The organism is Stutzerimonas zhaodongensis (genome assembly GCF_003696365.1).
GTDB classification, from domain to species: Bacteria; Pseudomonadota; Gammaproteobacteria; order Pseudomonadales; family Pseudomonadaceae; genus Stutzerimonas; species Stutzerimonas zhaodongensis.
Map to the genome: position 1 here is coordinate 213,928 of NZ_RFFM01000003.1, position 25,561 is coordinate 239,488.

Consider the following 25,561-nt stretch of genomic DNA (forward strand, 5'->3'; position numbering starts at 1 on the left):
TTGTATTTGCTGTCTCATCACGATTGGCTTAGCATGCTGCCGCCTGTCAATTGAGCGCACTGCAACTCATGAAAGCCGCCCTACCAACCAGGATCGCCGTACATCTTGCGATGCTGATCAACATGCTGTCGCTGGGCAGTCTGATGATGGTGATGCCATTGGGCCCGGATCTGGTGCGTGACCTTGGCATGGTGGCGAGTCACGTCGGCTACATCAGTGGCGGTGCAACCCTTGCTGCCGCATTGAGTGCTGTCGCCAGCGCGCCCTGGCTGGATCGCTTCGATCGCAAGCGCGTACTGGTCACCCTCCTCACCATCCGTTTCGCTTTGTTGCTCGGCTGCGCACTGGCCACGGAGTCGAATCAGCTGATTGCACTCTTCATCCTCTCCGGGCTGGTCGCCGGGCCGATGGGCGCAATTCTGATGGCTACCATGCTCGACCTTATTCCTCCGGCCGAGCGCGGTCGGCAACTCGCCTATGTGGGCATGGGATTCTCTCTGGCGGCCATCCTGGTCATTCCGCTGGCACTTGAATGCTCCATGCGCTGGAACTGGACCAGCCCCTTTCTCCTGATTGGCGGCGCCGGCTTGCTACTCGCCTTGCTATGTCAGCTATTTCTTCCAGCGCCGGTAGCAGTGCAGCGGCCCAAAGCATCACTCATGTCGTTACTCGCATCGCGCCTTTGCATTGCTGCGCTGGGCATCACGTCATTGCAAATGTTCGGGCACTTTCTATTGGTGCCTCACTTCGCCACCTATTTTCAATTCAACCTTGATTTTCCACGTGAGCAACTCGGGTTTCTCTATCTGGCCGGCGGCGTCGCGAGTCTTGTTGCGATGCGCATCGGCGGAGCCTTGATCGATCGCGGCAGCCCCATGACGGTTGTGCTTGCCAGCAGCGGCGGCCTTGCGCTGGTCACGCTGCTGGGTTTCGCCACACCCATTGGCATTTCGCTCTACGTCATCTTCACGCTGTTCATGGCACTGAGCGCGGTGCGCAGCAACAGCACCATGACCCTTGCAGCTGGCGTGCCCCCTGCCCACCAACGAGCAGCATTCATGGCTTTTCAGGGGACGGTATCGAATGTCGCCGCAGGTCTCGGCAGCTTGTTTTCTGCACGCTACCTGACCGATGGCCCGGGTCATGAGTTGCTCGGGTTCGAAGATCTAGCAGCCTTCTATGCGGCGGCCGGCGTGGTGGCCGGACTGGGCGTGCTCTATCTGATCCACGGCATCAGGCAACGCGATGCGAGCCAGACAAAGGCAGAACAACAGGCGGGATGAACCCGCCGGAGAAACGTGATGAGTCCACTTCGAATTGAGCCAGCAACGGAGCATGCAATGAAAACTGCAACTGATCGCGGCATCAGCCGCCCTCGTCACCTCTCTCTGACCGTCTTGGCCAGCCTCTTGCCATTCGCCGCACTTGCGAACGACCCCGTTGCACTTGAGCAGCAGGTCATCACCGCGACCCAGACCGCACACAGCGAGCTCAGCGCGCCGGCGAGCGTATCCGTGGTTACACGCGAAGAGCTTGAAAAGCGCCCGGTCTATAACCTGGCCGATGCGGTGAAGTACCTGCCCGGCGTGCATTTGAATCCGTCGTCTGCTTATGGGCGGCAGGAAATCAAGATCCGCGGGCTGGATTCGGACTACACACTACTGCTCGTCAACGGGCGACGCATCAACTCCCGCGATGCGCTGACGTCCAACTACGCAAACGACTTTGATCTATCGGCCATTCCCATGGCGGCTGTAGAACGTATCGAAGTAATCCGCGGGCCCATGACTTCGCTGTATGGCGCCGATGCCATGGGCGGCGTGATCAACGTGATCCTGAGGCAGCCAACCAACCAGACCGAAGCCGGCGTCGCTTACAGCTATGAGCACCCGACCGAGGGCGACTCAGGCGACAGCCACAAGACAAGCGCCTACCTGAGCGGTGCACTGGTCGAAGATAAGCTGCTGGGCAACCTGATTCTGGACACCACCGACCAGGCGGCATGGCAGTCGGATCAATTAAGGCTCGCGGGTACCGACGCGGCCGAAAAGCGCCAAAACGTAAGCGCGATGGGTACGCTCAGCTGGATTCTGGACGAACGCCAGAGCGTAGATCTAGACATGAGCTACCGGGAGGATGACCGCAAGGCACGCTGGAACAATGCAGGTGCGCCGCAGCCGCTGACAACGAACGTCCAGGAAATGGATCGCTGGACCTTGGGCCTGACTCACAATGGCCGTTGGGAAGGATTCAACACCCGCCTGCGCTACTACTACGAGGACGTCGAACTCATGGACGACTCGCAGCTGATGACGAACATGCGTGGTGCCAAAGGTGACGTTAACCAGACCAATCACACCGTCGATGGCCAAGTCAGCGCTTCACTTGGCAATCAACTCGTCACCCTCGGCAGCGAATTCCGCCGTACTGAACTGACGCATAACCAGAATCTTGGTGCCGATACAGAGGTCGATCAAAAAGCGATCTATCTACAGGATGAGTTTTCGCTTGGCGATCTCGACGTTACGCTCGGCGGACGCTGGGACCATCACGAAACGTTCGGTAGCGAATTCAGCCCGAGGGCTTATGGCGTCTATAACCTGACTGATAACTGGGTGCTCAAAGGGGGGGCAGGCAAAGCGTTCAAGGCACCGAGTATCTCCCAGGCCGATGCGAGCTATGGCGTACTGGCCTGCCGTGGGTTGTGCACCGTATATGGCAATCCAAACCTCAAGCCAGAGACCTCGACCAGCTACGAGTTTGGCACTCAGTATCAGGACGAACGACTGGAAGCCGGCGTCATGTTCTTCCACAACGACATCGATGATCTGATCGTCACTGAAACCACCCGCCTGGTGTTCAACCCTGTCCTGGGAAGGCCCGTTCCGCTGCGCTCCGAGCTCAGCTACTACAACCTTTCCAAGGCACGTATCAAAGGTTACGAGCTGCAAGGCCGCTACCACCTGAACGAAGGACTATCGGTTCGAGCCAATTACACCTACTCCGACAGTGAAGATCGCGAGACCGGCGATGAGCTGGACTACACGCCCAAACATGTCGGCAATATCGGCTTTGACTGGCGTGCCCTGCCCCAGCTCGATCTGAATCTGGACTACCAATACACGGGCAGTCAGATGGTCTACGTGCCTGCGTTGGCGAACAGCGAGCGCTCCGATGCGTTTCATACGGTGGGCATTGGCGCGAGGTTCCATGCCACCAATGAGCTGACATTCAATGCAGGCATGAACAACCTCACCAACGAGAAACGCGACGAGGTTGCGCAGTCGGTGGATCACATCCTCATGGGCCGCACCCTGTTCGTCGGCTTCAGCTACGACATTTGATACGCCCACGCCCGGCAGCCAGGCTGCCGGGTTTCAGGAGCTATTTGCACTCGATGATCCGGACCGATTCCACTTTCCAAGGCGTGCAGCAGGTAATACTGCTTGGCGGCGGCGGGCTGTTGCTGGCCTTGCTGGTGCTTTCGATGAGCACTGGTGCTGGGGTATACGGGGCATCAGCGGTGTTTCATTACCTCGCCGGCGAGCCCGCTGCGATGGCCGACGACAAGCTCGCCATGGTGGTCGAGACGTTGCGTCTGCCACGTACGTTGGCTGCGCTGGTCGTTGGAGCGAGCCTGGCGGTCGCCGCATCTCTGCTTCAGAGTGCAACCCGCAACCCACTGGCCGAGCCCGGGCTGTTAGGGGTCAACGCGGGTGCGGTGTTGGGCTTGGTGATCGGGCTGATCTTCTACAACGTTGAATCGACCCGCGGCTACCTGCTCTGGTCCGGTGCAGGCGCCTTGTTAGGCAACCTGGTTGTGCTCGGAGTAGGTCTGATGCTCGGCCAGGCCAGGCCGCTCAAACTGATTCTCGCCGGCGTTGCGCTTGCGGCGATCTTCGGCGGGCTCGCGAATTTCCTGTTGCTGCGCACGCGCGTCGCGCTTGACCAGTTCCGTTACTGGAACCTTGGGTCCCTGTCCGCATCCAGCCTTGATGCATTGGGAACCATACTTCCGGTCGCATTACTGGGCATCGTACTGGCCGCCCTGCTCTGCCGGCAGCTGACACTGATGCAGATGGGCGACAGCCAGGCCAGAGCCCTCGGCATACACACCACTTGGGTACGCGTCGGCGTGCTGGTTGCCTCGACGCTGCTCACGGCCTGCGCCATTTCAATCGCTGGCCCGATAGGTTTCGTCGGCTTTCTGGCCGCTTACTGCGCGCGGTTGGTAGAGCCTGTCGGGCTTCTTCGGCAACTGGTGTTCTCCACGTTGTTCGGAATGCTGTTTCTGCTTGCTGCCGACGTCCTTGCGCGGTGGCTGCTGCAGCCGTACGAGTTGCCGGTCGGCACGCTGCTCGCAGCGATTGGCGCGCCCGCCCTGATCACCATCGTATTGCGCGGTGGTTTTCGTTCACTGTTGACGGTGAGGTAGACATGACCGCTATCACCCCAAGCGGGATCTGGACGATCCGGCTAGGCGCCTTCAGCGTATTGCTGCATAGACGTAACTGGCTGATGTTCGGACTGCTGACGGCACTGCTGGCGGGGTTCGCGGTCGTCGCCATAAGCCTCGGCTCAGGCAACATGGGTGTGCGCGATGTCATGGCTACTCTGGCTGGCAACGGCAGCAAGCTGCACGAAATCATGGTGTTCAAGATTCGCATGCCACGTATCGCTGCCGCGGTAGTCGCAGGGCTGGCCATGGGCATGGCGGGCTGTCTGATCCAGACCCTGGTGCGAAACCGACTGGCGACTCCCGACATGATCGGCGTAAACGAAGGAGCTTCGCTCGCCGTGGTCGGCTTCGCCATGTACCTGACATTGGGCAGCTGGCCCTGGTGGGCGTCGCCGCTAGGTGCATTGTTCGCTGCTGCAGCGCTATTCACGCTCTGCCGCCGCCCTGGCGAGCAGGGCTATCTGTTCATTGTCATCGGTATCGCATTGTCTGAATTGCTCGGCGCGGTCGGTGACTTCGCCATGTCAACCCAGCCGCTGGTTCATCTGGGCAGCATATACCTGTGGTCGATGGGCCACTTCGCCGGAGTCAGCTACCAAACCGTTCAACCCATTGCTTTGGTGCTGCTGGTGCTTTGCCCGCTGATGACGCTGGTCAACCGCCCGTTGGCGCTTCTTCGCTTTGGCGATTCCACCGCGCAGAACCTGGGTATCCGGGTGCCCCTGATACAGCTTTCCGTGCTGGCCCTGGCCATTCTGGTGGCATCGCTGGGCACTGCCATCGCCGGCCCGGTGATCTTCATCGCCATGGCTGCGCCGATTCTGGCCAGCTGGCTCGCACGGGACAACCTTGCGCCGATCTGGTTGGCCGCTATGTGCGGCGCGGTGCTGATGCTGGGAAGCGACACGCTGGTGCGCGTGCTGGCGCAACCGGAAGAAATTCCAACCGGAATCATGACTCGCCTGCTCGGTGGCATTCTGCTGCTGGGCCTGCTCATCAAGGACAGACGAGGAGCTGACTGATGACCGTTCTCCAGGTGCGGAATCTGCACTTCGCCTATCAGGACAAGGTCGTTCTTGAAGACCTGTCATTTTCGCTGCCCAAGGGCCGTCTGATCGGTATCGTCGGTCCGAACGGCAGTGGCAAGTCCACGCTGTTGAAGCTCCTGGCGCGACAACTGCCCCTGCAGCGTGGCGATGTCGAGATAAAGGGCGAGCCACTGACAAGATTCACCTTGAAACGCCTCGCCAGGCAGCTGGCTTTTCTGCCTCAAAGACCGGTCATGGCTGAAGGCATTCGCGTTGAACAGCTCGTGCAATACGGCCGCCATCCGCACCAGGGCTGGTTCAACCAATGGAGCGATGAAGACGCCGTGCAGGTTGCACGTGCCAGAACGGCAATGCAGCTCGATGCGATTTGGCAGCAGCAGGCCTCGTCGCTCTCGGGCGGGCAGGCGCAACGAGCCTGGCTGGGCATGATCCTGGCGCAGAACACCGATCTGATCCTGCTTGACGAGCCCACCAGTGCGCTGGATATCGGTCATCAGGCCGAAGTCATGGAGGCGGTACACCGGATCGCCGCTGAAGGCCGCACGGTGCTGATCGTCATCCACGATCTGGGTATAGCCGCTCGCTATTGCGACGAGCTGATCGCGCTCGCCGATGGCCGTATTCAGGCGATGGGGCCGGCGCGTCAGGTGATCACCAAAGAGCTGGTGGACCGCCTCTACCAGACGGAAGTGGACATCCTGCCGGCACCGGGTGACGGTGCACCGGTCATCGTCCCGCGGCGACGTCCGCTAAAGCCACCCGCATGTACGGCGCCCAAGGCAAATGCCCACCACGAACTCGTACCACAGGATGAAAGCCTATGAAATTGAGACTTCCCAAAACCCTGACCGCCGTACTGCTCGGGGGACTGTTGACACTCAATGTTCAGGCGCAGACCCGTGAGGTCGAAGACGCGTTCGGCAACAGCGTGACCATTCCAGCTTCGCCAGAACGCGTGATCACCCTCAGCGAAATCGACCTCGACACTGCCTTGACCCTCGGCGTCACACCAATCGGCACCATCAACGGTCGCGGACAGGCTGCACCGCCGCGTTATCTCGAAGGCAAGTTGCCTGCAGGCATCAAGGTCGTTGGCGATCTCGATAATCCCAACCTGGAAGTTCTGCTGGAGCTCGAACCGGACCTGATTCTCACCGGTCCGGTAAAGCCCGAACAGCTCGCCATCCTCAACGAAATCGCGCCCACCGTTACGACCTTCAATTGGGCGAGACCCTGGCAGGAGAGCATGCTGAGAACGGCCCATGTGCTGAACAGGGACACCGAAGCCCGCGCCTTCCTGGACCGCTACAAAGTTCGGGCAGCGCAGGCACGCGAACGGCTGAAGGATCACCAGGGCGAGACGTTCAGCATCGTCCGCTGGAACCCCAAAGGGCCTTCGTACATGTTCAAGGATGCTTTTTCGAGCACAGTCGTCGAAGACGTCGGCCTGGTTCGCCCAGCGCATCAGCAGGACCCGGGACATACCCATTCGATGGCGCTCAGCCTCGAATCGCTGGAGCTGCTCGATGGCGACTGGCTGGTGATCGGCACGCTGGCCACCAGCGGGGAAGCGGTCGAGGCGCTGCAGCAGGCCGAAGAAACCGCCGCTTTCCGCCAGCTGTCCGCCATCCAGGCCAAACGCTTTGCCGCTGTCGATGGATCGCTGTGGACGTCACTCGGTGGCCCTATGGCTGCACTGCAGATCATCGAAGACATCGAGTCCATCGTTGGCAAGGCTGAAGCCGAGCCTGTCGCCAAAGACTGACCACAAGAGCGATCCCGACTGCCTTAGCGCGGGATCGCACGCCCACTCAAACCGGTTCGGGCAGCCGCTTGCGATCGATCTTGCCGCTTGGTGTTTTCGGCAATGCGTCGATCATGAGGATCCGGTGCGGAATCATGTAGTGCGGCAAGCTCAGCTGCAGCGCTCGGCGGATCTGAAGCCGGCCCGGCGCCACTTTGCCGCAAGTTTCCACGTAGCCGACAAGGCAGGCGTCATCCCCTTCGCCGACCAACCGTACCGCCGCATCCTGGACGCCTTGGATGTGTCTCAGGGTCGCCTCGATCTCTCCAAGCTCGATCCTGAAGCCCCTCAGTTTGACCTGATCGTCACGCCGCCCGAGATAGCGAAACTCGTCATCAGCGATACGCAGCACCCGGTCACCGGTGCGGTAAAGACGCCGCCCCTGCCAACTGATGAAGGCTCGCGCGGTCAGACCGTCCCGCTGCCAGTACCCCTGGGCGAGCGAAGCGCCTTCAATGCATAACTCGCCCTCGCTTCCCGGCCCGACGTTCTGACTGTTCTCATCCAGCACCCAGTGACAATAGCCGTCGAGTGACTGACTCAGTAGCACGCCCTGATCGGTCAGCGGCACTTCGACTCGCGCCATCATCGACCAGACGGTTGCCTCGGTCGGCCCGTAGCAATTCCATAGCTGCCCCACCGACGCAGCCAGCCGGGTAGCCAGCGTGGGGTCAAGTGCCTCGCCGCCGCACAGCGCAACCATCCCGTCGCGGCCTTGCCATCCGGCCTTGAGCAGCATTCGCCAGAACGCTGGCGTTGCCTGCAGTGTGTTCAGGTCTGGTCGGCTGTCGAGCAATTCAAGCAACGCCACCGGGTCCTTGTTTGCTGGCGCGCAGACCACCTCGACATAGCCGCCCACCCAGAGCGGTCCGAGCATTTCCAGCAGCGAAATATCGAAAGCCGGCGTAGTGGTGAACAGCCACCGGGTGTCCGGCCCAGACCCGATACGTCGGGTCGCCGCGCTGAGAAAATTGCTCAACGCGGCGCGATCGATGACCACACCCTTGGGTTTGCCGGTGGAGCCGGAGGTGAACATCATGTAAGCCGGCAGCTGATCATCCAGATTTTGGTGCTCCGGCATGACCGCGAGACCGGGCTTCAGCCTCAAGGAAGGTGAAAGCCACCGCTGTGCCTGTTCGTCTTGAAGCACCCAGTGCAGCTGCGCGTCATCGGCTATGCCTTGCAGCCGCTCCAGTGGAAAGTCCGGCTCGAGCGGGACGAAACACAAACCCTCGTGCAAACAGGCCAGCAGCGCTGCGATGTAATCCGGCCCTCGGCTGAGATGCAGCCCGACCCGATCACCCGCGGCCAGGCCCTTTGCACGCAACTGCAACACGATGGCCGCAACCCGTGCCTGCAGCTCAACATAGCTAAAGCTGGCGCCCAGGCAGCCCAGCGCCGGTCGCGTGGCATGGCGGGCAAACACATTGGTGAAATGCTGGTTGAGCAAGCTCATTGCAGATCCTCACCCAGCGCAGCCAGGTCCTCCAGATTCGCTTGCAAGAAGGCCAGCAGACGCGCGCCCAGGTCAGCACGCAGGCTTCCGATCTGGCGCAGGGTCAGTAAGCCGTCGAAGACGCCGCCGTGTAGGCTGATCAGCTCCGCGGACAGATTGCCCTCGCCACTCGGGTTGCCTGGGGCCAGCGGGAGTGGCTGCCAATCTCCCGCCCCGCCTGCATATACGCCCAGGTAGTTCAAGGCCACGCCAGGCAGTGGCAAGGCTGCGCGATTGGCGGGCTTACTGCGTAGCGGGAGGTAACCTACACCCTTGTCCGGGACCTGCCGCAACTGCTCGGCTGCGTGCCTTACCAGCGCTGGCCAATCGACCTGATTGCAGACCTTCAATGGAAACATGCTGGTGAACCAGCCAACGGTACGGCTCACATCCAGCGCCGTATCGATGGGCTCGCGACCGTGTCCCTCGAGCATGATCCAATGCTGCTCGCCGAGGCCCAGCTCAGCAAGCGACCGGGTAAGCGCTGCCAGCAATATCTCGCGCACCTCGCACTGAAATTGCTGTGTAAGGCCGTGCGTCAGCCGCTGCGTGGTCGCCTCGTCCAGCTGCAACAGCTGGTTCTGGACTCTTTCAAGAGAGCGCCAATCCTGAGGGAATACCGTATCCATCGTGCCGATTTGCTCCTGCCAGTACGGCAACTGCGCTTCAGCGCGCTGCACGTAGGCGTCAAGCCCCTCGCCCCACTGTCGATAGCTGCTGCTCTTAGCGGGCAGGGCTTCGCCGCGGGTCAGACGCTGCAGATCTTCGATCAGAATGCGCCAGGACACGGCATCGATGACCAGATGATGAAACGCGATGAACAGCCCACGCCCGCCGCTCGGAAGATCTTCGATTACAGCCCAGGCCAGGGTCCGCGAGCTTCCGGGGTCCATGTGCGACTGCAGCTCCGTCAGCGCCTGCTGCAAGCCCAGCGGCCCGAGAACAGCGGCATCCAGCTGCGCCGGTTCGGAGAGCGGCAGATGCGGTTGATAGCACTGGCCGGAAGGATTCACGGTCAGCCGCAACGCGTCGTGCTGCGCCAGGAGCTGGCGCAAGTAATCCATCAACTGCAGTGTGTTCACCTCTCGCGGCAGCCGCAGCACCACACCCTGGTTCCAGTGCTGAGGGTCGGCGAACGGCTGCTCGTAGAACCATTGCTGGATCGGCTGCAAGGGAAAGTCGCCGGTCAACAATCCCTGCTCGGCGCGGATCGGCTCAGCCTCTCGTGGCGTTTCGAGCAGGCGGCATAACCGGCGTACCGTTTTGGCCTCGAACACTTCCTTCACACTGCAGGCATAACCGGCGTCGCGAAGTCGGGTTGCCAGCTGGATGCTCAGGATCGAATCCCCACCCAACCGGAAAAAGTCGCTTTCCACGCCCAATGGCTGGTCTAGAACCTTCTGCCATATAGCCAGGACCTCTCGTTCCAGCTCACTCACCGCCTCGACGAGCGCATCGGCTGGGGCTAACTCGACCGCAGGGAGTCGCCCGTGATCGAGCTTGCCGTTGGCTGTCAGCGGCATCCTGTCGAGCAGAATCAGCCGATGCGGCACCATGTACTCGGGCAAGCGACTCGATACGGCCTGCAGCACCTCTTCTGGATCGGGCGCCGGTTCGTCTGCACTTGCAGTCGCATAGGCGACCAGTGCCTGACGGGCGCCCTGGCTGGCAACGATGACTTTGATTTCTCGCAGGCTCGGGCTGCTGGCATGTAATTGGGCTTCAATCTCGCCGGGTTCAATGCGGTAGCCGCGCAGTTTGATCTGGGCATCCAGCCGTCCCAAGTACTGATAGTCACCATTGGCAAGCAGCCGTGCGCGATCGCCAGTGTGATACAGGCGAACCGTCACGCCAGCGATGCAATGCTCACGAAAGACCTCGGCGGTGCGCTCCGGCTGGTTCAGATAACCTCGCGCCAGGCCCAGCCCGGCCAGGCACAATTCCCCAGGCACTCCCACCGGACAAAGTGCGCCATGCCCGTCCAGCACCACGGCCTGCATGCCATCAATCGGCTCGCCGATAGTGGGCCGAACGCCCGGTGTGAGCGTCTTGGTAAGTGCCGTAACGGTGGCTTCCGTAGGGCCGTACATATCGATCAGGCGGAACTGCGCCGCCCAACGCTGCGGGATCGCTGGTGGACAGGCTTCACCGCCAAAACCCACCGCTTTCATGGCGGGCAAACGCCTCTCCGGCAGTGTCGCGAGCAGCGCCGTGGCGAAGATCATGTGGGTGGTTTCAGTCCGCTCGATCTCGTCCAGCAGGCCTTCGCCCGGGTCGGCCCATAACAGGCTTGCGCCATGGACCAACGGCACCAGAGCGCACATGTTGCCGGCATCGAAGGACAATGACATGCAGTCGAGCATCCGGTCGCCAGGCTCCACCCTCAGTCGGCGGCCGTGATCTCGCAGGAGATTGACCAATGCCCCGTGTTCGACCATGACGCCCTTCGGGGTGCCCGTCGAGCCGGAGGTGTAGATGACCTGAGCGAGGCGTTGCGGATCATGCCGCATCACAGGCGCACTGGGTGACAGGGCATCCAGCTGCGCCTGTATCTCGCTGCAATCCAGAGCCACCCATCGCTGATCTGCTTCCAGGGCAAAAGGTGCAGGGCCTTGCCCGATGATCAACTGCAGATCGGCGTCGCGCATGATGTGCGCCAAGCGCTGCTGCGGGTAATCCGGATCCAGCGGCACGTAGGCGGCGCCGACCTTCCAACACGCCAGCAACGCAACGACGAATGCGTTTTCCCGCCGGGCAAGCACACCGATTAGGTCGCCAGTCGTACAGCCCTGTGCCAACAGCCAGTTCGCCAGGCGGTTGGCGCGGGCGTCAAGCTCGGCATAGCTGATCCAGCCGCCCCCCTGGCGCAACGCGGGTCGGTTCGCATATCCCAGGGCGATCTCGTCGAACAGGGAAAGCGCCGTCACGCCCAGCGGGTATACGGCGGGCAACTTGGCGAGCTTCTCGGCAGTATGGGCAAGCAGCGACGGATCATGCATCGGCAGCTGCCAGATATCCTGTTCCGGCTCATCCAGAACCGCTTGCAGCAGATGAAGCAGACGATTTGAGTAACCCTCGACGCTGCTGCGCTCGAACAAGGCGGTGGCGCACAGCCAATCGACCCGCACCGAGTCCATCAGCTCGGTGACCTTGACCGAGATATCTGTCTTGGCAGGCAATACTGGCGAGGTTTCTTCAACCGCATCGCACCCCGGGATAAGGTCGTTGAAGTCCACCCGCGCCTGATACACCAGCATGATCTGGAAGATCGGGTTGATGGCCGTGTGGCGATCCATCCCCAGCGCCTCGCTCAGCGCCTCGAAGCGGTACAGCTGATGGTCGAAAGCCTGCAGGTCGTCAGCGCGACACTGGCGAAGGTAGTCGACGAAGCGTTGCTGTTCGGGCAGCTGCGTGCGCAACACCAGCGTATTGACGAAAAAGCCCACCAGCGGCTCGATCTCTGCGCGCTCACGATAGGCCAGCGGCGTGCCGATCACGATGTCGCGCTCACTGGAATGGCGTGCCAGCAACAGCGCGAACAGCGCATGCAGACCTATGAATGGCGAAGTGTTGTGCTGCTGGCAAAGCCCCTTGAAACGCTCCCACAGAACGTTGTCGATGGTTGAGAAAACCACTTCACCATCACTCGCCGTTTGAGCTGGACGAGGCTTGTCCAGCGGCAGGCTGTGCACCTCGGGAATGCCGGAAAGGCGCTCTATCCAGAAGGGTTTGAACTGCTCGTGATAGTCCCGGAACAGGGACGAATTGAACCAGATCGCATAGTCGATGTAGTTCAGGCGCGGCTCGTCCCAGCTCAGCGGTTGGCGGTTCTGATAGGCAAGATAGGCGGTCTGCACATCAGCGAACATGTTTTTCACCGACCAGCCATCGGAGATGATGTGGTGCTGGTTGATCATCAATATGTACTCGCGCTCACCTAGCTCAAGCAGGTTGACTCGCGTGAGCCGCCCACCGGTGATATCGAACGGCCGCAGAATTTCTTCGTGTACGCGCTGCGCGACCCTTGCCTCTCGGGCCTGCGGCTCGAGGCAGCTAAGGTCCTCCCGCACAAGATGGAAGCCTCGGTGCGGCAGGATCTCTTGCTCGCCTCGCCCCTCTGCGCTTCGCTGGAAACGGGTGCGCAAGCTGGCATGTCGAGCCACCAGCGCATCGAAGGCAAATTCCAGCGCTTCAATGTCGAGCTCGCCTGTGAGGCGGAAGAACACCGGCATGTTGTACAGGTGCGAGCCCCGCTCGTACTGCTCGATGAACCAGAGCCCACTTTGCGATGAGGACAATGGGCCTGCGTTGCGATGTTGCGGTGCGATGGGCGCCTCGAACGCGCGCTGTGCGCGAAGGCATCCGATGATCGCTTCGCGGTTGTCGCGGATCTGCTGGCCAAGGGCGGGAGTGACGGCATCCTTGCTGGACTGGGAGACCAACTGGTGTTGATCGTTGAGCGCAAGCCGCACCCCCTGCTGAGCCAGATGCTTCAGCAGGCCGATAATGTTGTTGTGCATCTGCTACCTCTCAGGCCGCTAGCGTGGCGCCGCCGTCGACGACGATGTCCTGCAGGGTGATGTGGCTCGCCAGGTCCGATGCGAGAAACAGCACCGTGCGGGCGACCTCGTCAGGCGTGGCGATCTTGCGCAAGGGGATGCCGAGTTTGTACTGCTCCGCAAAGCCGGCAATCGTCCGCTCAAGGGCATCTTCGCTGTGCCACATGCCCCGCTGCATGGCGGTATCGGTGGAGCCCGGCGAGACCAGGTTGCAGCGCACGCCATGCTCGGCCAGCTCCAGGCCCGCGGTACGGATCAGGCTTGTGAGCGCGGCCTTGGATGCGCTGTAAGCAGCCATCTGCATCCGCGGGACGTGGGTCGCGTTGCTGCTTACAGCCACTACGTTTCCGCTTCCTCTTGTCTTGAAATGCGGAATCAATTCACGCAGCAGATAGAAGGGACCGGACACGTTGACGCGCATCGAGTCATCCCAGTCGGCCAAGCTCAGCTCATCAACCGCACCCAGCCGCAGAATTCCCGCCACACTGACGAACGCATCAACAGGCTTTCCCGCCCCTAGCAGCGCGTTGCATGTCCGCTTCACGGCTGCGGCATCACCTACGTCGAGTACATAAGGCGTGAAGCCATATTCCTTTTCGCCAAAAGCACGATCAAAACCGATGACCTGCGCGCCCAGTCGCGCAAAACCTTCAGCCACGGCGCGGCCGATTCCTTGCCCAGCGCCCGTGACCCAAACGCCCTGCCCGTTGAAATTCATCTGATCGCTCATAACCGCGCCCCTTACCAAACCATTTCCACCTGCTCTTCTCGCTGCCGCACGCGGCTATCGAGAAAGCTGCAGAAATCCGCGAGTTGCGGGTGATCAAACACATCGGAAACCTTCACTGCAGTGCCGAACTCAGCACCCAGGCGGTTAACGATCTGGATGGTCTGCAATGACTGGCCACCCAGCTCGAAGAAGTTGTCCGCAGGCTGAATGGCGCCGACCCCAAGGATCTGTTGCCAGATCGCGCTGACACGGCGCTGCGTCTCATCATTGAGCACAGTCTCGGTTGAGCCCAGCAGGTAGCCCTGTCGCAGCTTCTTGCGGTCGAGCTTGTTGCTGCCGGTACGTGGCAATGCAGAGAAGTGTCGGTAATCGGTGGGCACCATCGCCGTCGGCAATAATTCGCCCAGCTCACGCCTGATGGCGCGCGCATCGTTCCGCGGCCCAGAGAAGAAAGCCACCAGGCGACGGACGCCTGGCTGCAGTTCAAGACCCAGCACGCAGGCTTCCTCGATGCCCGACAGCGAAAGCAGCCTGGACTCCACCTCCCCTGGCTGGATGCGATAGCCGCTGATCTTGAACTCGTTGTCCAGCCGGCCCAGATAAACCAGCTGGCCCTCCACCAGCCGCACGCGGTCACCGCTCCGGTAAACCCGCTCAATCTCATCGCCAATACGCAGCTGGGCGAATGCTTTTGAATCACTGTTCAGGTAACCGTTGGCCAGCTGTGCACCGAACAGGACCAGCTCGCCTTCCTGAGCGGGACGATCGCCGCGTTCGAGGACCAGTGCCTCCACACCCGCCAGCGGCCGACCGATCGGTAGCTGTTCACGTGATGAATCCAGGCCATGCAGGTCGCAAGTGGTGGCGACCACGGTGGCCTCCGTCGGGCCATAGGTATTGATCAGGCGAACGCGATCGAGCGCCACGCGCTGCCAGGCCTTCAGTTGCTCGGGATATGCCGCCTCACCACCGATGATCACTGTTTTCAACGATGCTGGAACCTGTACCTGGCCGCTGCGCAACGCAACGACCCACTCGTTCCAGAACGCCGTGGGCAAATCGACAACAGTGATCGCCAACTGCTCCAACCCTTCGACAAACGAGGCCATCGACTGCAGCATGGCATCGGTACGCAACACCAGCGTCGCGCCGGCTGAAAGGCTGACGAAGACTTCTTCAAGGCTGGCATCGAAGTTGAACGGCGCAAACTGCAGCACACGATCGGTCGAACCGATGCCATAACGCACCCTGGCCGCCCGCGTGAAATGCGCCAAAGCCCGATGGCTCACCTCGACGCCCTTGGGAGTGCCTGTAGAGCCGGACGTGAACATCAGATAGCAGCCAGCATCGCCCTGACGTGGGCTGAAAGTCCGATTGGCCGAGGTCAGCAGACCGATCAGCTGGATCGGGCCTGCATGCACCTCGGCTAATCGGTGCCTGTAAGCCGCCTCGGTGATGACCAGAGACAGCTCTGCCGCCTCGCAGATCAGCCGCTGCCGATCCGCCGGCTGCTCGGCGTCGAGCGGGACATAAACGGCCCCGGCCAGTAGTACACCGAGCTGGGCAAGGATCGCTTGCGGCGAACGGCTCAGCATCACACCGATCCGCTGGCCGGGCTGAACGCCCTGTTCGACCAGCGCCGCAGCCACCATTTCAGCACGCGCTTGCAGGTCGCCATAGGTCATTACCTGCTCGTGCTGGACCAGCGCGACACGCCCCGGCTGGGCATGGGCCTGCTGGCGTATCCCATCCAGCACGTTTTCCCACTGCCGAGGAATGTTGCTGTCCGGGGCCTTTATGACTTGCCAGGCGCGCCGGACTGCGAAGAGTTCGGCGAGCAGCACATCGCGCGGCTGGTCGGGCTCGGCCAGCCAGCATTCGAGCAGATCGAAGAGCTCCTCCTGCAGGCTGCGCACCTGTTCGGGGCTGTAGCAGGACGGATTGGCGTCATAGTCCAGTATTGGCAGGCCGTCGGGGCCGATCTGCACTTCAAGGGTCAGATCCTCCACCGGGCCGGCACTGAGGTTCATCATCCGCGCCGGGCAATCGCCATACATCATCGGGCGGTCGAACGGCATGATGTTGATCAGCGGGCCGAACAGTCGCTGCTCGCCGCCGACACGACCGAGGTCACGGCGCAGCGACTCATAGCGGTAATGCTGATGTTTGCGGCTGCTGCGACGCAGCTTGCCGATGGTCCTGGCACAGGCAATCAGGTCCGCGTCATCCGGCAGGTCCAGGCATAAGGGCGCGATGTTCATCTGCATACAGGGCACGTTGAACGAGGCGGAGCCGATGCGGTTCATCATCATCAGACCTAGCACCTGCGCGCGGGACCCGCTGACCTGGCGCAACTGTGCCGAGATCCCGGCCAGCAGCAAATCGGGCCAGCCGATCCCGTGGGCCTCGGCGGTGTGCTGCACGGCATGCCAGAGGGGTGTCGGGAACGCTGCGCCGTGGCGAATGAAGGTGGCCGAAATCGGCGCGCTGCGGTCACTGAAACTGACCGGCTCCGGCATGCTGGACAGGGCTTCGAGCCAATAACCTCGGGCAGCAGCAGTCTGTCCCTGAGCTTGCCGCTCGGCGTCTTCCTGCAATACATCCTCATAACGACCGAAGTCTGCGGGCGGCGCCTCTTCACCAAGCAGCGCCGCCCCGTATAACGAGGCTATCCGTTGATACAGCAGATTGGTGCCATAACCGTCCAGCGCGATGTGGTGGACGCAGCTATACAGAAAGTCGCTCTTCTCGCCCTGCAGCAAGACGAAACGACATGCCATTTCTCGCTCAAGATCCATCGGCAGACGGATGTCGCGCATGGCCCATTCACGAACCCAGCTTTCGGCATCGGCGCCAGCGGGTATCTGCAGTTGATGTACATCCAACGGCAATTCGCAAGGCTTGAAGCAGACCGAGTCTCCGTCCGCCACGTACAGGCCGGACAGCACTTCGCACTCGCTGACTGACCGTTGCACAGCGGCAATCAGCGCCGATGCCTGGACCTTGCCAGCGAAAGCGATGCACTCGGCGGTGTTGAACATGGCGCGGTCTTCATTGAGCAGGTAACCGTACCAGAGTCCCTGCTGGGCAATGCCAAGCGGCCTCATTGGACGCCTCCCCGGTCGCTGATGAGTGCCCACCAGCCATTCAAGGTCGGCGTCTTGGCCAGGTCGGTGAAGTTGAGCTCGAGGCCCTGTTCCCGCCACTCGCTCAGCAAGGTCATCATCTGAATCGAATCAAGCCCGTAATCGAGCAGGTTCTCGTCCGGATCGAAGGGTTCATCCATCTCGTCCAGCATGCTCAGCAATCGAGACTTGAGGTCGTCGCGCGTTGGCAGCGACCGCACGGTGTCACCTAGACCAAGTACTTCCCTGCAGGTCAGGACCCGCCCGCACCGAGTTGCGACGTAGTCGAGCGCCATCTGGTGTTCGGCCTGACTGAAGTCGGCGATGCCATCGGCGAGCATGAAGGGCTGGATGTCACGCATGAAGGCGTCGCATGCGGTCATGAGGCAGCCAATGTGCCCATAGATACCGCCGATGATCAGCTGATCACGCCCAAGCTCGGCCATCATGTGTTCCAGGGGCGAACGCTGGAATGCGCTATAGCGCCATTTCACCAGTACGGTGTCGTCGTCCGCCGGCTCGAGTCCGGCAGTGATGGCCTGCCGATCGGGATGCTGAGTGATGCCTGGCCCCCACATGTCGGAAAGCAATGCACGATCGACATCGCTCTGCTGCCCCGGCTGTGCGGTGTAGATGACGGGAATCCCAAGGTCCTTGCAGCGTTGGCGAACCTGCGCCAGACGCGAGACAAGCTCGGCAACGAATGGGCTCGCTGCGCCCCAGAAATCGCAGAAGTACGCCTGCATGTCGTGAATCAGCAGCACAGCGCGCCCGGGATCCAGCGTCCACTGAACCTTGTTTTCGCGCCATTCGCGAGGTAACGGGTAAGACGTGAGGGTGGGAATAGCCATGAAACGGATCCTTATTCGGTCACTGTCAATTGTTCAGCGGCACGGCGGCGCAGGTAGTTCTTGTCCACCTTGCCCACGGCTGTCATCGGGAGCGCGTCTATGTGTACGAAGCGGTCCGGCAGCTTGTAGTCCGCCAGACCAAGCCCGCGCAGGAATTTGCGCAGTGCGGTGCTCTTGAGGTGGGCGTCGAAGCTGACGATGTAAGCGCAGCTCTTCTCTCCCATGGCATCGTCCGGGATTGAAACCAAGGCAGCCTGTGCCACTGCCGGGTGCGCCATCAGCAGGTTTTCAACTTCTTCGGCAGCAATCTTTTCACCACCTCGGTTGATCTGGTCCTTGATGCGGCCCACGACCACCAGATAGCCGTCTTCACGCAACCGGACCAGATCACCGGAGCGGTAGAAGCCCTCGGCATCAAATGCATTGGCGTTGTGCTCAGGACTCTGGAAGTAGCCACGGATCGTGTAGGGCCCACGCGTCATCAGCGCGCCGACTTCTCCAGCTGGAACCGGTTTGCCGGCTCGATCAACGACCTTGACCTCGTCATCCGGGCTCATTGGTCGCCCCTGAGTCAGGTAGACCCGCTCATCGCTGTCATCCAGGCGGGTGTAATTGACCAGCCCCTCGGCCATGCCGAAAACCTGCTGCAAACGGCACCCGAGCATTTGCGGAACGCACCTGGCCTGGGATTCCGGCAACTTCGCTCCACCTACCTGCACCAACTCCAGCGAAGCGATCTCGGTACGATGCGTGGGTGCAGCCTGCAGCCACAACGACAGCGCCGAAGGCACCAGTGCAGTGACATTGACCCGATGCTGCGCAATCAGCGGGAAACAGCTGGCCGGACCGGGATCACTGCTGAGCACAACCCTGCCTCCGACGAGAAACACACCCAATGCACCGGGCGAACTCAGCGGAAAGTTGTGCGCCGCGGGCAAGGCGCAGAGGTAACGGGTGTGGTGATCGAACTCACAGATCTCGACGCTACGGCGCACGCTGTATAGGTAATCATCATGGGTTCGAGGAATCAGCTTGGGCGTACCGGTGCTACCTCCCGATAGCTGAAAGAAGGCCACCTCGCCTGCTGGCGTCGGGCTGAATGACCGCTCAGCCGTAACCGGCTCCAACCAGCGCTGCAACCGCAACTCAGGCTGCGGGTCGTCATGCAGCACGGCCGTATCGAGTTCCGGGATGAGTTCGGACAGCTCTTCAGCAAATTCATCATCAGCAAACAGCGAATGAGCACGGCTTGCGACCAGTAATCGCGGACGGATCTGTGAGGCATAAGCCATAAGCTCCAGGCGGTTATGGCTGAACAGTGCATTGACCGGCGCGATGCCGGCCTTAATCAATGCGAAAAAGACGATGTAGAGCTCGGCCTGATTGCCCAGCTGCACCAGAGCCCGATCACCCTGCCCCACGCCACGGTTTGCCAACCGTCGAGCGAAGTGTGTCGAAGCTGTATCCAGCTCGGCGTAGCTGATCTCCCGTCCGCCACAGACAATGGCGATGGCATCCGCCTGAGCGCTGACCCGGTCCGCCAGCATCTGGCTCAGCGGTTCACCGCGCCAATGGCCAGCACGCCGATAGCGCTCGGCAAATGCCTCAGGCCAGCGCGCGAAAGGAACCAGGCTCATGCGACCTCCCGATCCAGGCCGAACGCCGCGAGCATGGTGCGCAGCTTGGTACCGGTCTCTCGCCATTCCGATTCAGGGCAGGACGCCGATACCAGACCGGCTCCTGCAAACAACCGAACCTTGTGTTGGTCGATCACCCCACAGCGAATGACGACGGCCCATTCACCGTTTCCGGCGGCGTCGCACCAGCCGACAATCCCGCCGAACACGCCGCGATCGAACGGCTCCAGCTCGGCGATCAGCTGCCGGGCGGCTGCCGTCGGAAACCCACAGAGCGCTGGGGTCGGGTGCAGCTGACAGGCCAGATTCAGGGCTGAGATCGGCTCTGCCAACTCGCCCTCGATCCGGGTAGACAGGTGCCACAACTTGGCCGTAGCCATCAACGAGGGTGTCTCCGGTATATGCAACTCGTGGCACAGCGGGCGCAGCTGCCGCTCCATGTCGCGGATCACCAGCCGGTGTTCGTGCTGATCCTTTGCCGAATCCAGCAGGCGCTGCGCCGCGTCATCGTCTGCCAACGGATCGGCATGACGTCGAGCTGAGCCAGCCAGCGGGTTGGTTTCCAGACGCTGCCCAATTTTGCGCAACAGCAGCTCGGGGCTGGCGCCGATCAGGACGCCGCCTTCGGGCAAGTCCGCGTAGAAGTGATAGGCCTCGGGATTCTGTTGGCGCAGCCCTTGGAAAATGGTTGCCGGACACGGAGGTACATCGAATTCCAACTGCAACAGCCGGGAAAGAACTGCCTTGTCCAGCCGGCCATTACGCAGGGCGCCAAGAGCACGATTGACCGCCTGCTGGAAGCCCGCCTGATTTGGGTGCTCGATGCATTTACGAGCGCTACCGCACGGAAAACCGCAGATGGCGGTGGGTGGGGACGTAGGGGAAAGATGACTCACATGGCGTGGGATGAACAAGCTAGAAGGCTGGCGCTTATCGAAGGGGATTACGCCAACCAGCACCGGATTGGCCAACCCGGCTGCTTGGGCGTCGGCAAATGCTCGCTGCACATCGCTTTCCAGCCTTGGCCCGGCGCCTTCAGCTGGTGTGGTTATTGCCTTGAAACAACCGCTGGCTTCGATGCCGCCCACCGGTGAATAGAATCGATATGACGGGGGGTATTTGTATCCTTCCCCTGGCCCGTCATAGGCGACGCGAGTCAATGCGTTCACCACCACCTCCGCAAATGCCAATGAGATTGCTTATCATTTGCTGCGGAAAGATAGTTAGCTCGACTGGATGCGTCAAATTGTTTCTGCGTTGCCCGCTAGGCGGCCCTTGCCGGGCAGGCTATTAGTCAAGCAGGCCGTTTACGGCAATAACTTGCGTAAAATCAGATAGTTACGATATTTATATAATTTATTTTCGAGATTGAATTCGAAGCGGCGCTGCTGACAACGACACGCTCCGCCTTTATGGAGATAAAGCTTTAAGTAGGCAGGTTATCTAACTGATAAATATAACTTTATTTACTGCACAGTCAAAATCTGGAACCGCTGCACTCGGCTTTCCACAGTGATCTCTACCTCGTCGCCTTCGTGCAAGCCCAGCAGTGCTTGCCCTAAAGGTGATCGAGACGAGATGAGCAGCACTTCGATATCGTTCACAGTGACGCGCAATCCTGCTGCGTCCGGACCAAGGAACACCCATCGGCATGAACCATCGACTTCCAGTTCGATCAGAGCGCCGAGCGTAATAGCCTCGTTCAAGTGGGGCCTGATCGGCAGATTGCGGTAACCGGACAGAGCGGTCTCGATTTCATGCACCCGCCGTCGTTGGCCATCGGCCAGGTATGCAGCTTCGAGGCCACGGGTGTCGTACTTGTTTTCCGCCTTGCTCTCGGCATGGGTGGCCGCCTCGTGAGACGCCTGCAGGGCGTCCTTTGCAATGGCGAGATCGGCTTGCAGCTTGTCAATGATCGCCGTCTGGAGCTGGCTTTTATTCATGAGGGCTCGAAATGATTTAGGGCTGGCCTTCTAGCATCGCATCGATGCAGCCCGGCCAGTCTGTTGGCGGTACGGATTGTCACGCGTCTCAGGCAATTTGGCTGGCTACGCACGAGCAAGAACCATTAGTAGAATGCGCACGCTGGCCGCTCAGAGCAAAGCCCGGCACTATCGCCAGCAATACCCACGAGCAAACCTACGACTGGTGCCGATCGCGCCGTTTACCCTATTTACCTGTTTCGTTTATCGGGGAGTGACTGATGACATTACGCGCAAGTCTGGTGCTGGCTGCAGCCATCGCGGCAAGTGGATCCGCCTTTGCCGATGGGCAATCGATGACCGTAAGGCTGAACGGAGTTGAACACGACCGTGGCACTCTTCGCGTTGCCCTGTTCTCCGACCCCAAGACCTTTCGCAAGGCCGACCAGGCGTTTGCAGCACAGGAGGTGCAGGCCAGTGCCGGAACCGTTACGGTGGTGTTCGACGAGGTTCCGGCTGGCCAGTACGCGGTCATGGCTTACCACGACGAAAATGCCAATGGTGAGCTGGATTTGCGCTTTGGCATGATACCGATCGAGGGATATGGCTTGTCCAACAACCCTAAGGTCATGGGGCCCCCGTCGTTCAAGGACAGTGAGTTCGAAGTCCCAGGCGATAAGCCGAGCGACCTAGACATAGAAATACGCTACTAAAGTCGAACATTCGCCCACGCCCCCGCACTTTTGGCTTAAGTTGGGGGCGATGTCCCACGCTTCGGCCACAGGCCTCGCTTGGCGGCGCCGTTCTCAGCCGCCGACACACAAATATTGGCCGCGGCCTGGAATATAAGGTCGAGCAGTGCGACGTTCCGACGGTTTCTGATGATCGGCTGCACCGCCGGCCGGCCGCAGGCGCGGCTTCAATGAACCGAAGCCGGAACACCGCTGTCCAGACAAATGCGTCTGCATCAGCCAAAAACGAGCGAATAGTCGCCCCGCGCGAGATATTTTTTTGAAAAGAGGAAATTTGCCGCAGGCGACAGAGCAAGACGCTGCTTATACTGACCACCCATCCCAATCTGGAGCCACACCCGTGAATAAAGCCGAGTTGATTGAAGCGATCGCCGCCTCTGCCGATGTCCCGAAGAGCACCGCAACCCGCGTGTTGGATGCCTTCACCGAAAGCGTGACCAATACCCTGCAAAGCGGCGACAGCGTAACGCTGGTCGGCTTCGGCACATTTGCCGTCAAGGAGCGCGCTGCTCGCGATGGTCGCAACCCGCAGACCGGCGCCACGATCAAGATCTCCGCTGCCAAGCTGCCGGGCTTCAAGCCAGGCAAATCGTTGAAGGACGCGGTGAACTAAGTCACCTGCATCCGAACACCGGGCCGCTGACGTCCATCATGGACGCAGCGCCTGCTTAGCACTAGCCCCCTGCTCCTGTCTTCGGCCGAATCCGGTCGATGCCCCTCCTGAACAACGCTCCCATTACATAAAGCGGTGAACAAACGCGCCCTATGGACGCGTGGCTTGTCGAACCCGGCTTGTACAGCGCCGTGGCCCTACATCATCAGCTGCTCGATTCCCCCTTTCAGCTAAACCAGACCGGCGCGCAATCACAGCGGTTGGCAGTGCGCGCCTTAATTGTCGCGGTCGACAGCGAAGCCTGCCCAAGCCTGGCGCGACGGCATGATCTCCAGTCGATTGATATTGATATGCGCGGGTAGCGTTGCGACATAGAAGATCTGCTCGGCGATGTCCTCGGCGCTCAGGGGGGTGGTGGTGCTGTAAAGCGCATCCGATGCCGCCTGGTTACCCTTGGTACGCACCAGAGTGAACTCGGTCTCCGCCATACCCGGCGCGATGTCCGTGACGCGCACGCCTGTCGCGATCAGATCGCAGCGCAGGTTGTAGCTGAACTGCTGTACGAATGCCTTGCTGGCGCCATACACATGGCTACCGGGGTACGGCCATTGGCCGGCGACCGAACCAATATTGATGATGCTGGCGCCCTTGCCGGTTTCGATCAGGGTCGGCAGCAAGGCATGGGTCACGTTGACCAGCCCGGTGATATTGGTGTCGATCATGGTGTGCCAATCGTTCAGGTCGGTCTTCTGTGCAGGCTCCGGCGCGAGCGCCAGGCCGGCGTTATTGACCAGACAGGTCACCTCGCGGAATGCGTCGGGCAGATTCGCAACCACCTCAAGCACTGCTTCATTCTTGCGTACATCGAGCGTCGCGATGTGAACCGGAACCTTGGCGCCTAGTGAAGCCTTCAGCGCCTCCAGCCGCTCCGAACGGCGTCCAGTCAAAACCAGGGACCAACCCGCCTCTGCAAAACGGTGTGCTGTAGCGCGTCCGAAGCCAGATGTGGCGCCCGTGATGAAAACGACCTTGCTGTTCATGCTTTTCCTCTTTCCAATGGCGGCGCCCGTAGAAGCACCGCGTTGATCTCGGATATCTATGGTCCGCTGGTGGACGAAATAATTCGAGCGGTTTCAAAGCTGTACGGCATTTCGAGAACGTTGCTGTGTAGCTACCGACCAAGCCTGTACTTACCTTATATATAAACGCTGTTTTAGCCTCGGTTTTAGCTATCCGGCGCTTTATAGCCAATCATCACAAGTGAGCACGCCTCCCTAGCTCCCGCCATCGTCGATATCACGTGACTCTCAGATTGACATGCAGAGGGATTAATCCACCGTTCATCATCAATCAATCGGACGATGTATAGCGACATACAACCGAGGCGGCTAGAAGACCAGTTCCTTCACTCAAGGGACTCTGAACATGCATACAACAAAAACAATGCTGGCCGCAGCCATATCGCTGCTTGTGGCAACACAGGCGCTTGCCGCTAGCGAGTCGACGCAGGAACAGACTGGCTCAGATAACTACGCAGACGTAATGCAGTCCGGGAATGACAACCGCATCAGCCAGATCCAGGACGGAGTTGGTAACGTCGTCTACACGACCCAGACCGGTTTCGGTCATCTGGCTGAAAGCAAGCAGACTGGCAGCGGTAATATTTCTACCACTGAGCAAGGCGGCGCTAGTGGTGAGGTCAGCATCAGCCAGGATGGCGATTACAACCTTGCCACGGTCGGCCAGTCTTCTCTGGAAGTGGGCAACTCGGCAGCCATCACCCAGGTCGGCGTAAGCAACTTGGCGTATATCGAGCAACTGGATGGCGATGCCAATAACGCTGCGATCAGACAGGACGGGGAAAATAACGTCACCGAACTGTTTCAGGAAGGAGTGGGAAACCGCTACGACGGCGTGCAGAACGGTGTCGGCAACATCGCTTACGTCGAGCAGTCGGGTGGCGCCTTTGCCGACACCGAGCAGACCGGCACTAACAACATAATCACACTCAGCCAGGACGGCTTCCCCTACGGCGCCAACGCTTCGATCAGCCAGAACGGGACCGGCAACGAGGCCACGCTCGATCAGCGTTCACCCGGTCGCTATGCCTCAGGCGACGTTGATCTCGTACAGATTGGCACTGACAACAGAATGGATGTCGTAGAAATGGGCGGCTTTTCCTCGTTCTCTTTTACTCAGGATGGAACGGGTAATGAGCTGACCGCCATGCAAACTGGACGCTCTACGAAGGTCGAGGGCCGCTCCAGCGGCGACTTCAACCGGGTGGACATTGAGCAGGACTTCGATGGCAGCAGCGTAGTCATCGATCAGAACGGTACCGCTAACGAGATCGACGTGGTGCAGTCTGCCTACTACAGCAGCGGCACCATCGAGCAGGTCGGCACCGAAAACTACGCCTCGCTGGTTCAGAACGGCGGCCTCGACAGCATGACCCAATACGATGCGATGATCAGGCAGGACGGCACCGGCAACTCGGCTTTCGTCACTCAGGGCCCATGATCCATCACCTGATATGACGGCAGTTGACCGTTAGCACAGAGCGTC

18 protein-coding genes are annotated in these 25,561 nt (G+C 60.5%); 9 read left to right on the forward strand and 9 right to left on the reverse strand.

What is annotated here, in order from left to right; translation table 11 throughout:
* Positions 1-68 precede the first annotated feature (68 nt).
* From EA797_RS15160 to EA797_RS15185, 6 genes are read left to right on the forward strand one after another with little or no spacing between them, the layout of a single operon-like run.
* A complete protein-coding gene (locus EA797_RS15160; RefSeq protein WP_167468823.1) occupies positions 69-1,283 on the forward strand; it encodes an MFS transporter in 1,215 nt (404 codons plus the stop codon).
* Between the two features lie 57 nt (positions 1,284-1,340).
* Positions 1,341-3,344, forward strand: coding sequence for a TonB-dependent receptor plug domain-containing protein (locus EA797_RS15165; protein WP_122166659.1), 2,004 nt, complete (start codon positions 1,341-1,343; stop codon positions 3,342-3,344).
* A gap of 53 nt (positions 3,345-3,397) precedes the next feature.
* Positions 3,398-4,435, forward strand: a complete 1,038-nt coding sequence (locus tag EA797_RS15170) for a FecCD family ABC transporter permease (RefSeq protein ID WP_122166661.1) — start codon at positions 3,398-3,400, stop codon at positions 4,433-4,435.
* A 2-nt stretch (positions 4,436-4,437) separates the two neighbouring features.
* A complete protein-coding gene (locus EA797_RS15175; RefSeq protein WP_122166663.1) occupies positions 4,438-5,481 on the forward strand; it encodes a FecCD family ABC transporter permease in 1,044 nt (347 codons plus the stop codon).
* Entirely contained in the window at positions 5,481-6,332 is an 852-nt protein-coding gene (locus EA797_RS15180; RefSeq protein ID WP_122166665.1) for an ABC transporter ATP-binding protein, read from the forward strand. Before EA797_RS15175 ends, EA797_RS15180 begins: the two co-directional genes overlap by 1 nt.
* Positions 6,329-7,273 (forward strand): ABC transporter substrate-binding protein, encoded by a 945-nt coding sequence (locus EA797_RS15185; protein WP_122166667.1) that lies wholly within the window; start codon positions 6,329-6,331, stop codon positions 7,271-7,273. Before EA797_RS15180 ends, EA797_RS15185 begins: the two co-directional genes overlap by 4 nt.
* A gap of 46 nt (positions 7,274-7,319) precedes the next feature.
* Here the strand turns inward: EA797_RS15185 and EA797_RS15190 are convergent, their stop codons facing one another.
* From EA797_RS15190 to EA797_RS15225, 8 genes are all read right to left on the reverse strand, one after another.
* Positions 7,320-8,768 (reverse strand): amino acid adenylation domain-containing protein, encoded by a 1,449-nt coding sequence (locus EA797_RS15190; RefSeq protein ID WP_122166669.1) that lies wholly within the window; start codon positions 8,766-8,768, stop codon positions 7,320-7,322.
* The gene (locus EA797_RS15195) at positions 8,765-13,327 is read right to left on the reverse strand and encodes a non-ribosomal peptide synthetase (protein WP_122166671.1); all 4,563 of its coding nucleotides are present in this window, start codon (positions 13,325-13,327) and stop codon (positions 8,765-8,767) included. The genes EA797_RS15190 and EA797_RS15195 overlap by 4 nt, the downstream gene beginning before the upstream one ends.
* A gap of 10 nt (positions 13,328-13,337) precedes the next feature.
* The gene (dhbA, locus tag EA797_RS15200) at positions 13,338-14,096 is read right to left on the reverse strand and encodes a 2,3-dihydro-2,3-dihydroxybenzoate dehydrogenase (protein WP_122166673.1); all 759 of its coding nucleotides are present in this window, start codon (positions 14,094-14,096) and stop codon (positions 13,338-13,340) included.
* Between the two features lie 11 nt (positions 14,097-14,107).
* Positions 14,108-17,203, reverse strand: coding sequence for a non-ribosomal peptide synthetase (locus tag EA797_RS15205; protein ID WP_122166675.1), 3,096 nt, complete (start codon positions 17,201-17,203; stop codon positions 14,108-14,110).
* Entirely contained in the window at positions 17,200-18,072 is an 873-nt protein-coding gene (locus EA797_RS15210; protein ID WP_122166677.1) for an isochorismatase family protein, read from the reverse strand. The genes EA797_RS15205 and EA797_RS15210 overlap by 4 nt, the downstream gene beginning before the upstream one ends.
* A gap of 11 nt (positions 18,073-18,083) precedes the next feature.
* Positions 18,084-19,709 carry a (2,3-dihydroxybenzoyl)adenylate synthase gene (locus EA797_RS15215; RefSeq protein WP_122166679.1) on the reverse strand — a complete coding sequence of 542 codons (1,626 nt, stop codon included), beginning with the start codon at positions 19,707-19,709 and terminating at the stop codon, positions 18,084-18,086.
* Complete coding sequence (locus EA797_RS15220; protein ID WP_208644459.1) at positions 19,706-20,878, reverse strand: isochorismate synthase; 1,173 nt, start codon at positions 20,876-20,878, stop codon at positions 19,706-19,708. Before EA797_RS15220 ends, EA797_RS15215 begins: the two co-directional genes overlap by 4 nt.
* Positions 20,879-21,175: 297 nt before the next feature.
* Complete coding sequence (locus EA797_RS15225; RefSeq protein ID WP_122166681.1) at positions 21,176-21,652, reverse strand: GreA/GreB family elongation factor; 477 nt, start codon at positions 21,650-21,652, stop codon at positions 21,176-21,178.
* A 260-nt stretch (positions 21,653-21,912) separates the two neighbouring features.
* Between EA797_RS15225 and EA797_RS15230 the strand changes: the two genes are divergently transcribed.
* Together EA797_RS15230 and EA797_RS15235 are read left to right on the forward strand one after the other, a co-directional pair.
* Positions 21,913-22,344 (forward strand): DUF2141 domain-containing protein, encoded by a 432-nt coding sequence (locus EA797_RS15230; RefSeq protein ID WP_122166683.1) that lies wholly within the window; start codon positions 21,913-21,915, stop codon positions 22,342-22,344.
* Positions 22,345-22,723: 379 nt separating this feature from the next.
* Entirely contained in the window at positions 22,724-22,996 is a 273-nt protein-coding gene (locus EA797_RS15235) for an HU family DNA-binding protein (RefSeq protein ID WP_122166685.1), read from the forward strand.
* 275 nt (positions 22,997-23,271) lie between these two features.
* Here EA797_RS15235 and EA797_RS15240 read toward each other — a convergent pair whose 3' ends face one another.
* On the reverse strand, positions 23,272-24,036 hold the full coding sequence (locus EA797_RS15240) for an SDR family NAD(P)-dependent oxidoreductase (RefSeq protein ID WP_122166687.1): 765 nt from the start codon (positions 24,034-24,036) through the stop codon (positions 23,272-23,274).
* A gap of 385 nt (positions 24,037-24,421) precedes the next feature.
* Here EA797_RS15240 and EA797_RS15245 point away from each other — a divergent pair, with 385 nt between their 5' ends.
* Entirely contained in the window at positions 24,422-25,516 is a 1,095-nt protein-coding gene (locus tag EA797_RS15245; protein WP_122166689.1) for a hypothetical protein, read from the forward strand.
* Positions 25,517-25,561 lie beyond the last annotated feature (45 nt).

Bases quoted from the DNA above. Each gene is read 5' to 3' on its own strand.
- EA797_RS15160 (WP_167468823.1), top strand. From the start codon at position 69: ATGAAAGCCGCCCTACCAACCAGGATCGCCGTACATCTTGCGATGCTG.
- EA797_RS15165 (WP_122166659.1), top strand. From the start codon at position 1,341: ATGAAAACTGCAACTGATCGCGGCATCAGCCGCCCTCGTCACCTCTCT.
- EA797_RS15170 (WP_122166661.1), top strand. From the start codon at position 3,398: ATGATCCGGACCGATTCCACTTTCCAAGGCGTGCAGCAGGTAATACTG.
- EA797_RS15175 (WP_122166663.1), top strand. From the start codon at position 4,438: ATGACCGCTATCACCCCAAGCGGGATCTGGACGATCCGGCTAGGCGCC.
- EA797_RS15180 (WP_122166665.1), top strand. From the start codon at position 5,481: ATGACCGTTCTCCAGGTGCGGAATCTGCACTTCGCCTATCAGGACAAG.
- EA797_RS15185 (WP_122166667.1), top strand. From the start codon at position 6,329: ATGAAATTGAGACTTCCCAAAACCCTGACCGCCGTACTGCTCGGGGGA.
- EA797_RS15190 (WP_122166669.1), bottom strand. From the start codon at position 8,768: ATGAGCTTGCTCAACCAGCATTTCACCAATGTGTTTGCCCGCCATGCC.
- EA797_RS15195 (WP_122166671.1), bottom strand. From the start codon at position 13,327: ATGCACAACAACATTATCGGCCTGCTGAAGCATCTGGCTCAGCAGGGG.
- dhbA (WP_122166673.1), bottom strand. From the start codon at position 14,096: ATGAGCGATCAGATGAATTTCAACGGGCAGGGCGTTTGGGTCACGGGC.
- EA797_RS15205 (WP_122166675.1), bottom strand. From the start codon at position 17,203: ATGAGGCCGCTTGGCATTGCCCAGCAGGGACTCTGGTACGGTTACCTG.
- EA797_RS15210 (WP_122166677.1), bottom strand. From the start codon at position 18,072: ATGGCTATTCCCACCCTCACGTCTTACCCGTTACCTCGCGAATGGCGC.
- EA797_RS15215 (WP_122166679.1), bottom strand. From the start codon at position 19,709: ATGAGCCTGGTTCCTTTCGCGCGCTGGCCTGAGGCATTTGCCGAGCGC.
- EA797_RS15225 (WP_122166681.1), bottom strand. From the start codon at position 21,652: ATGAATAAAAGCCAGCTCCAGACGGCGATCATTGACAAGCTGCAAGCC.
- EA797_RS15230 (WP_122166683.1), top strand. From the start codon at position 21,913: ATGACATTACGCGCAAGTCTGGTGCTGGCTGCAGCCATCGCGGCAAGT.
- EA797_RS15240 (WP_122166687.1), bottom strand. From the start codon at position 24,036: ATGAACAGCAAGGTCGTTTTCATCACGGGCGCCACATCTGGCTTCGGA.
- EA797_RS15245 (WP_122166689.1), top strand. From the start codon at position 24,422: ATGCATACAACAAAAACAATGCTGGCCGCAGCCATATCGCTGCTTGTG.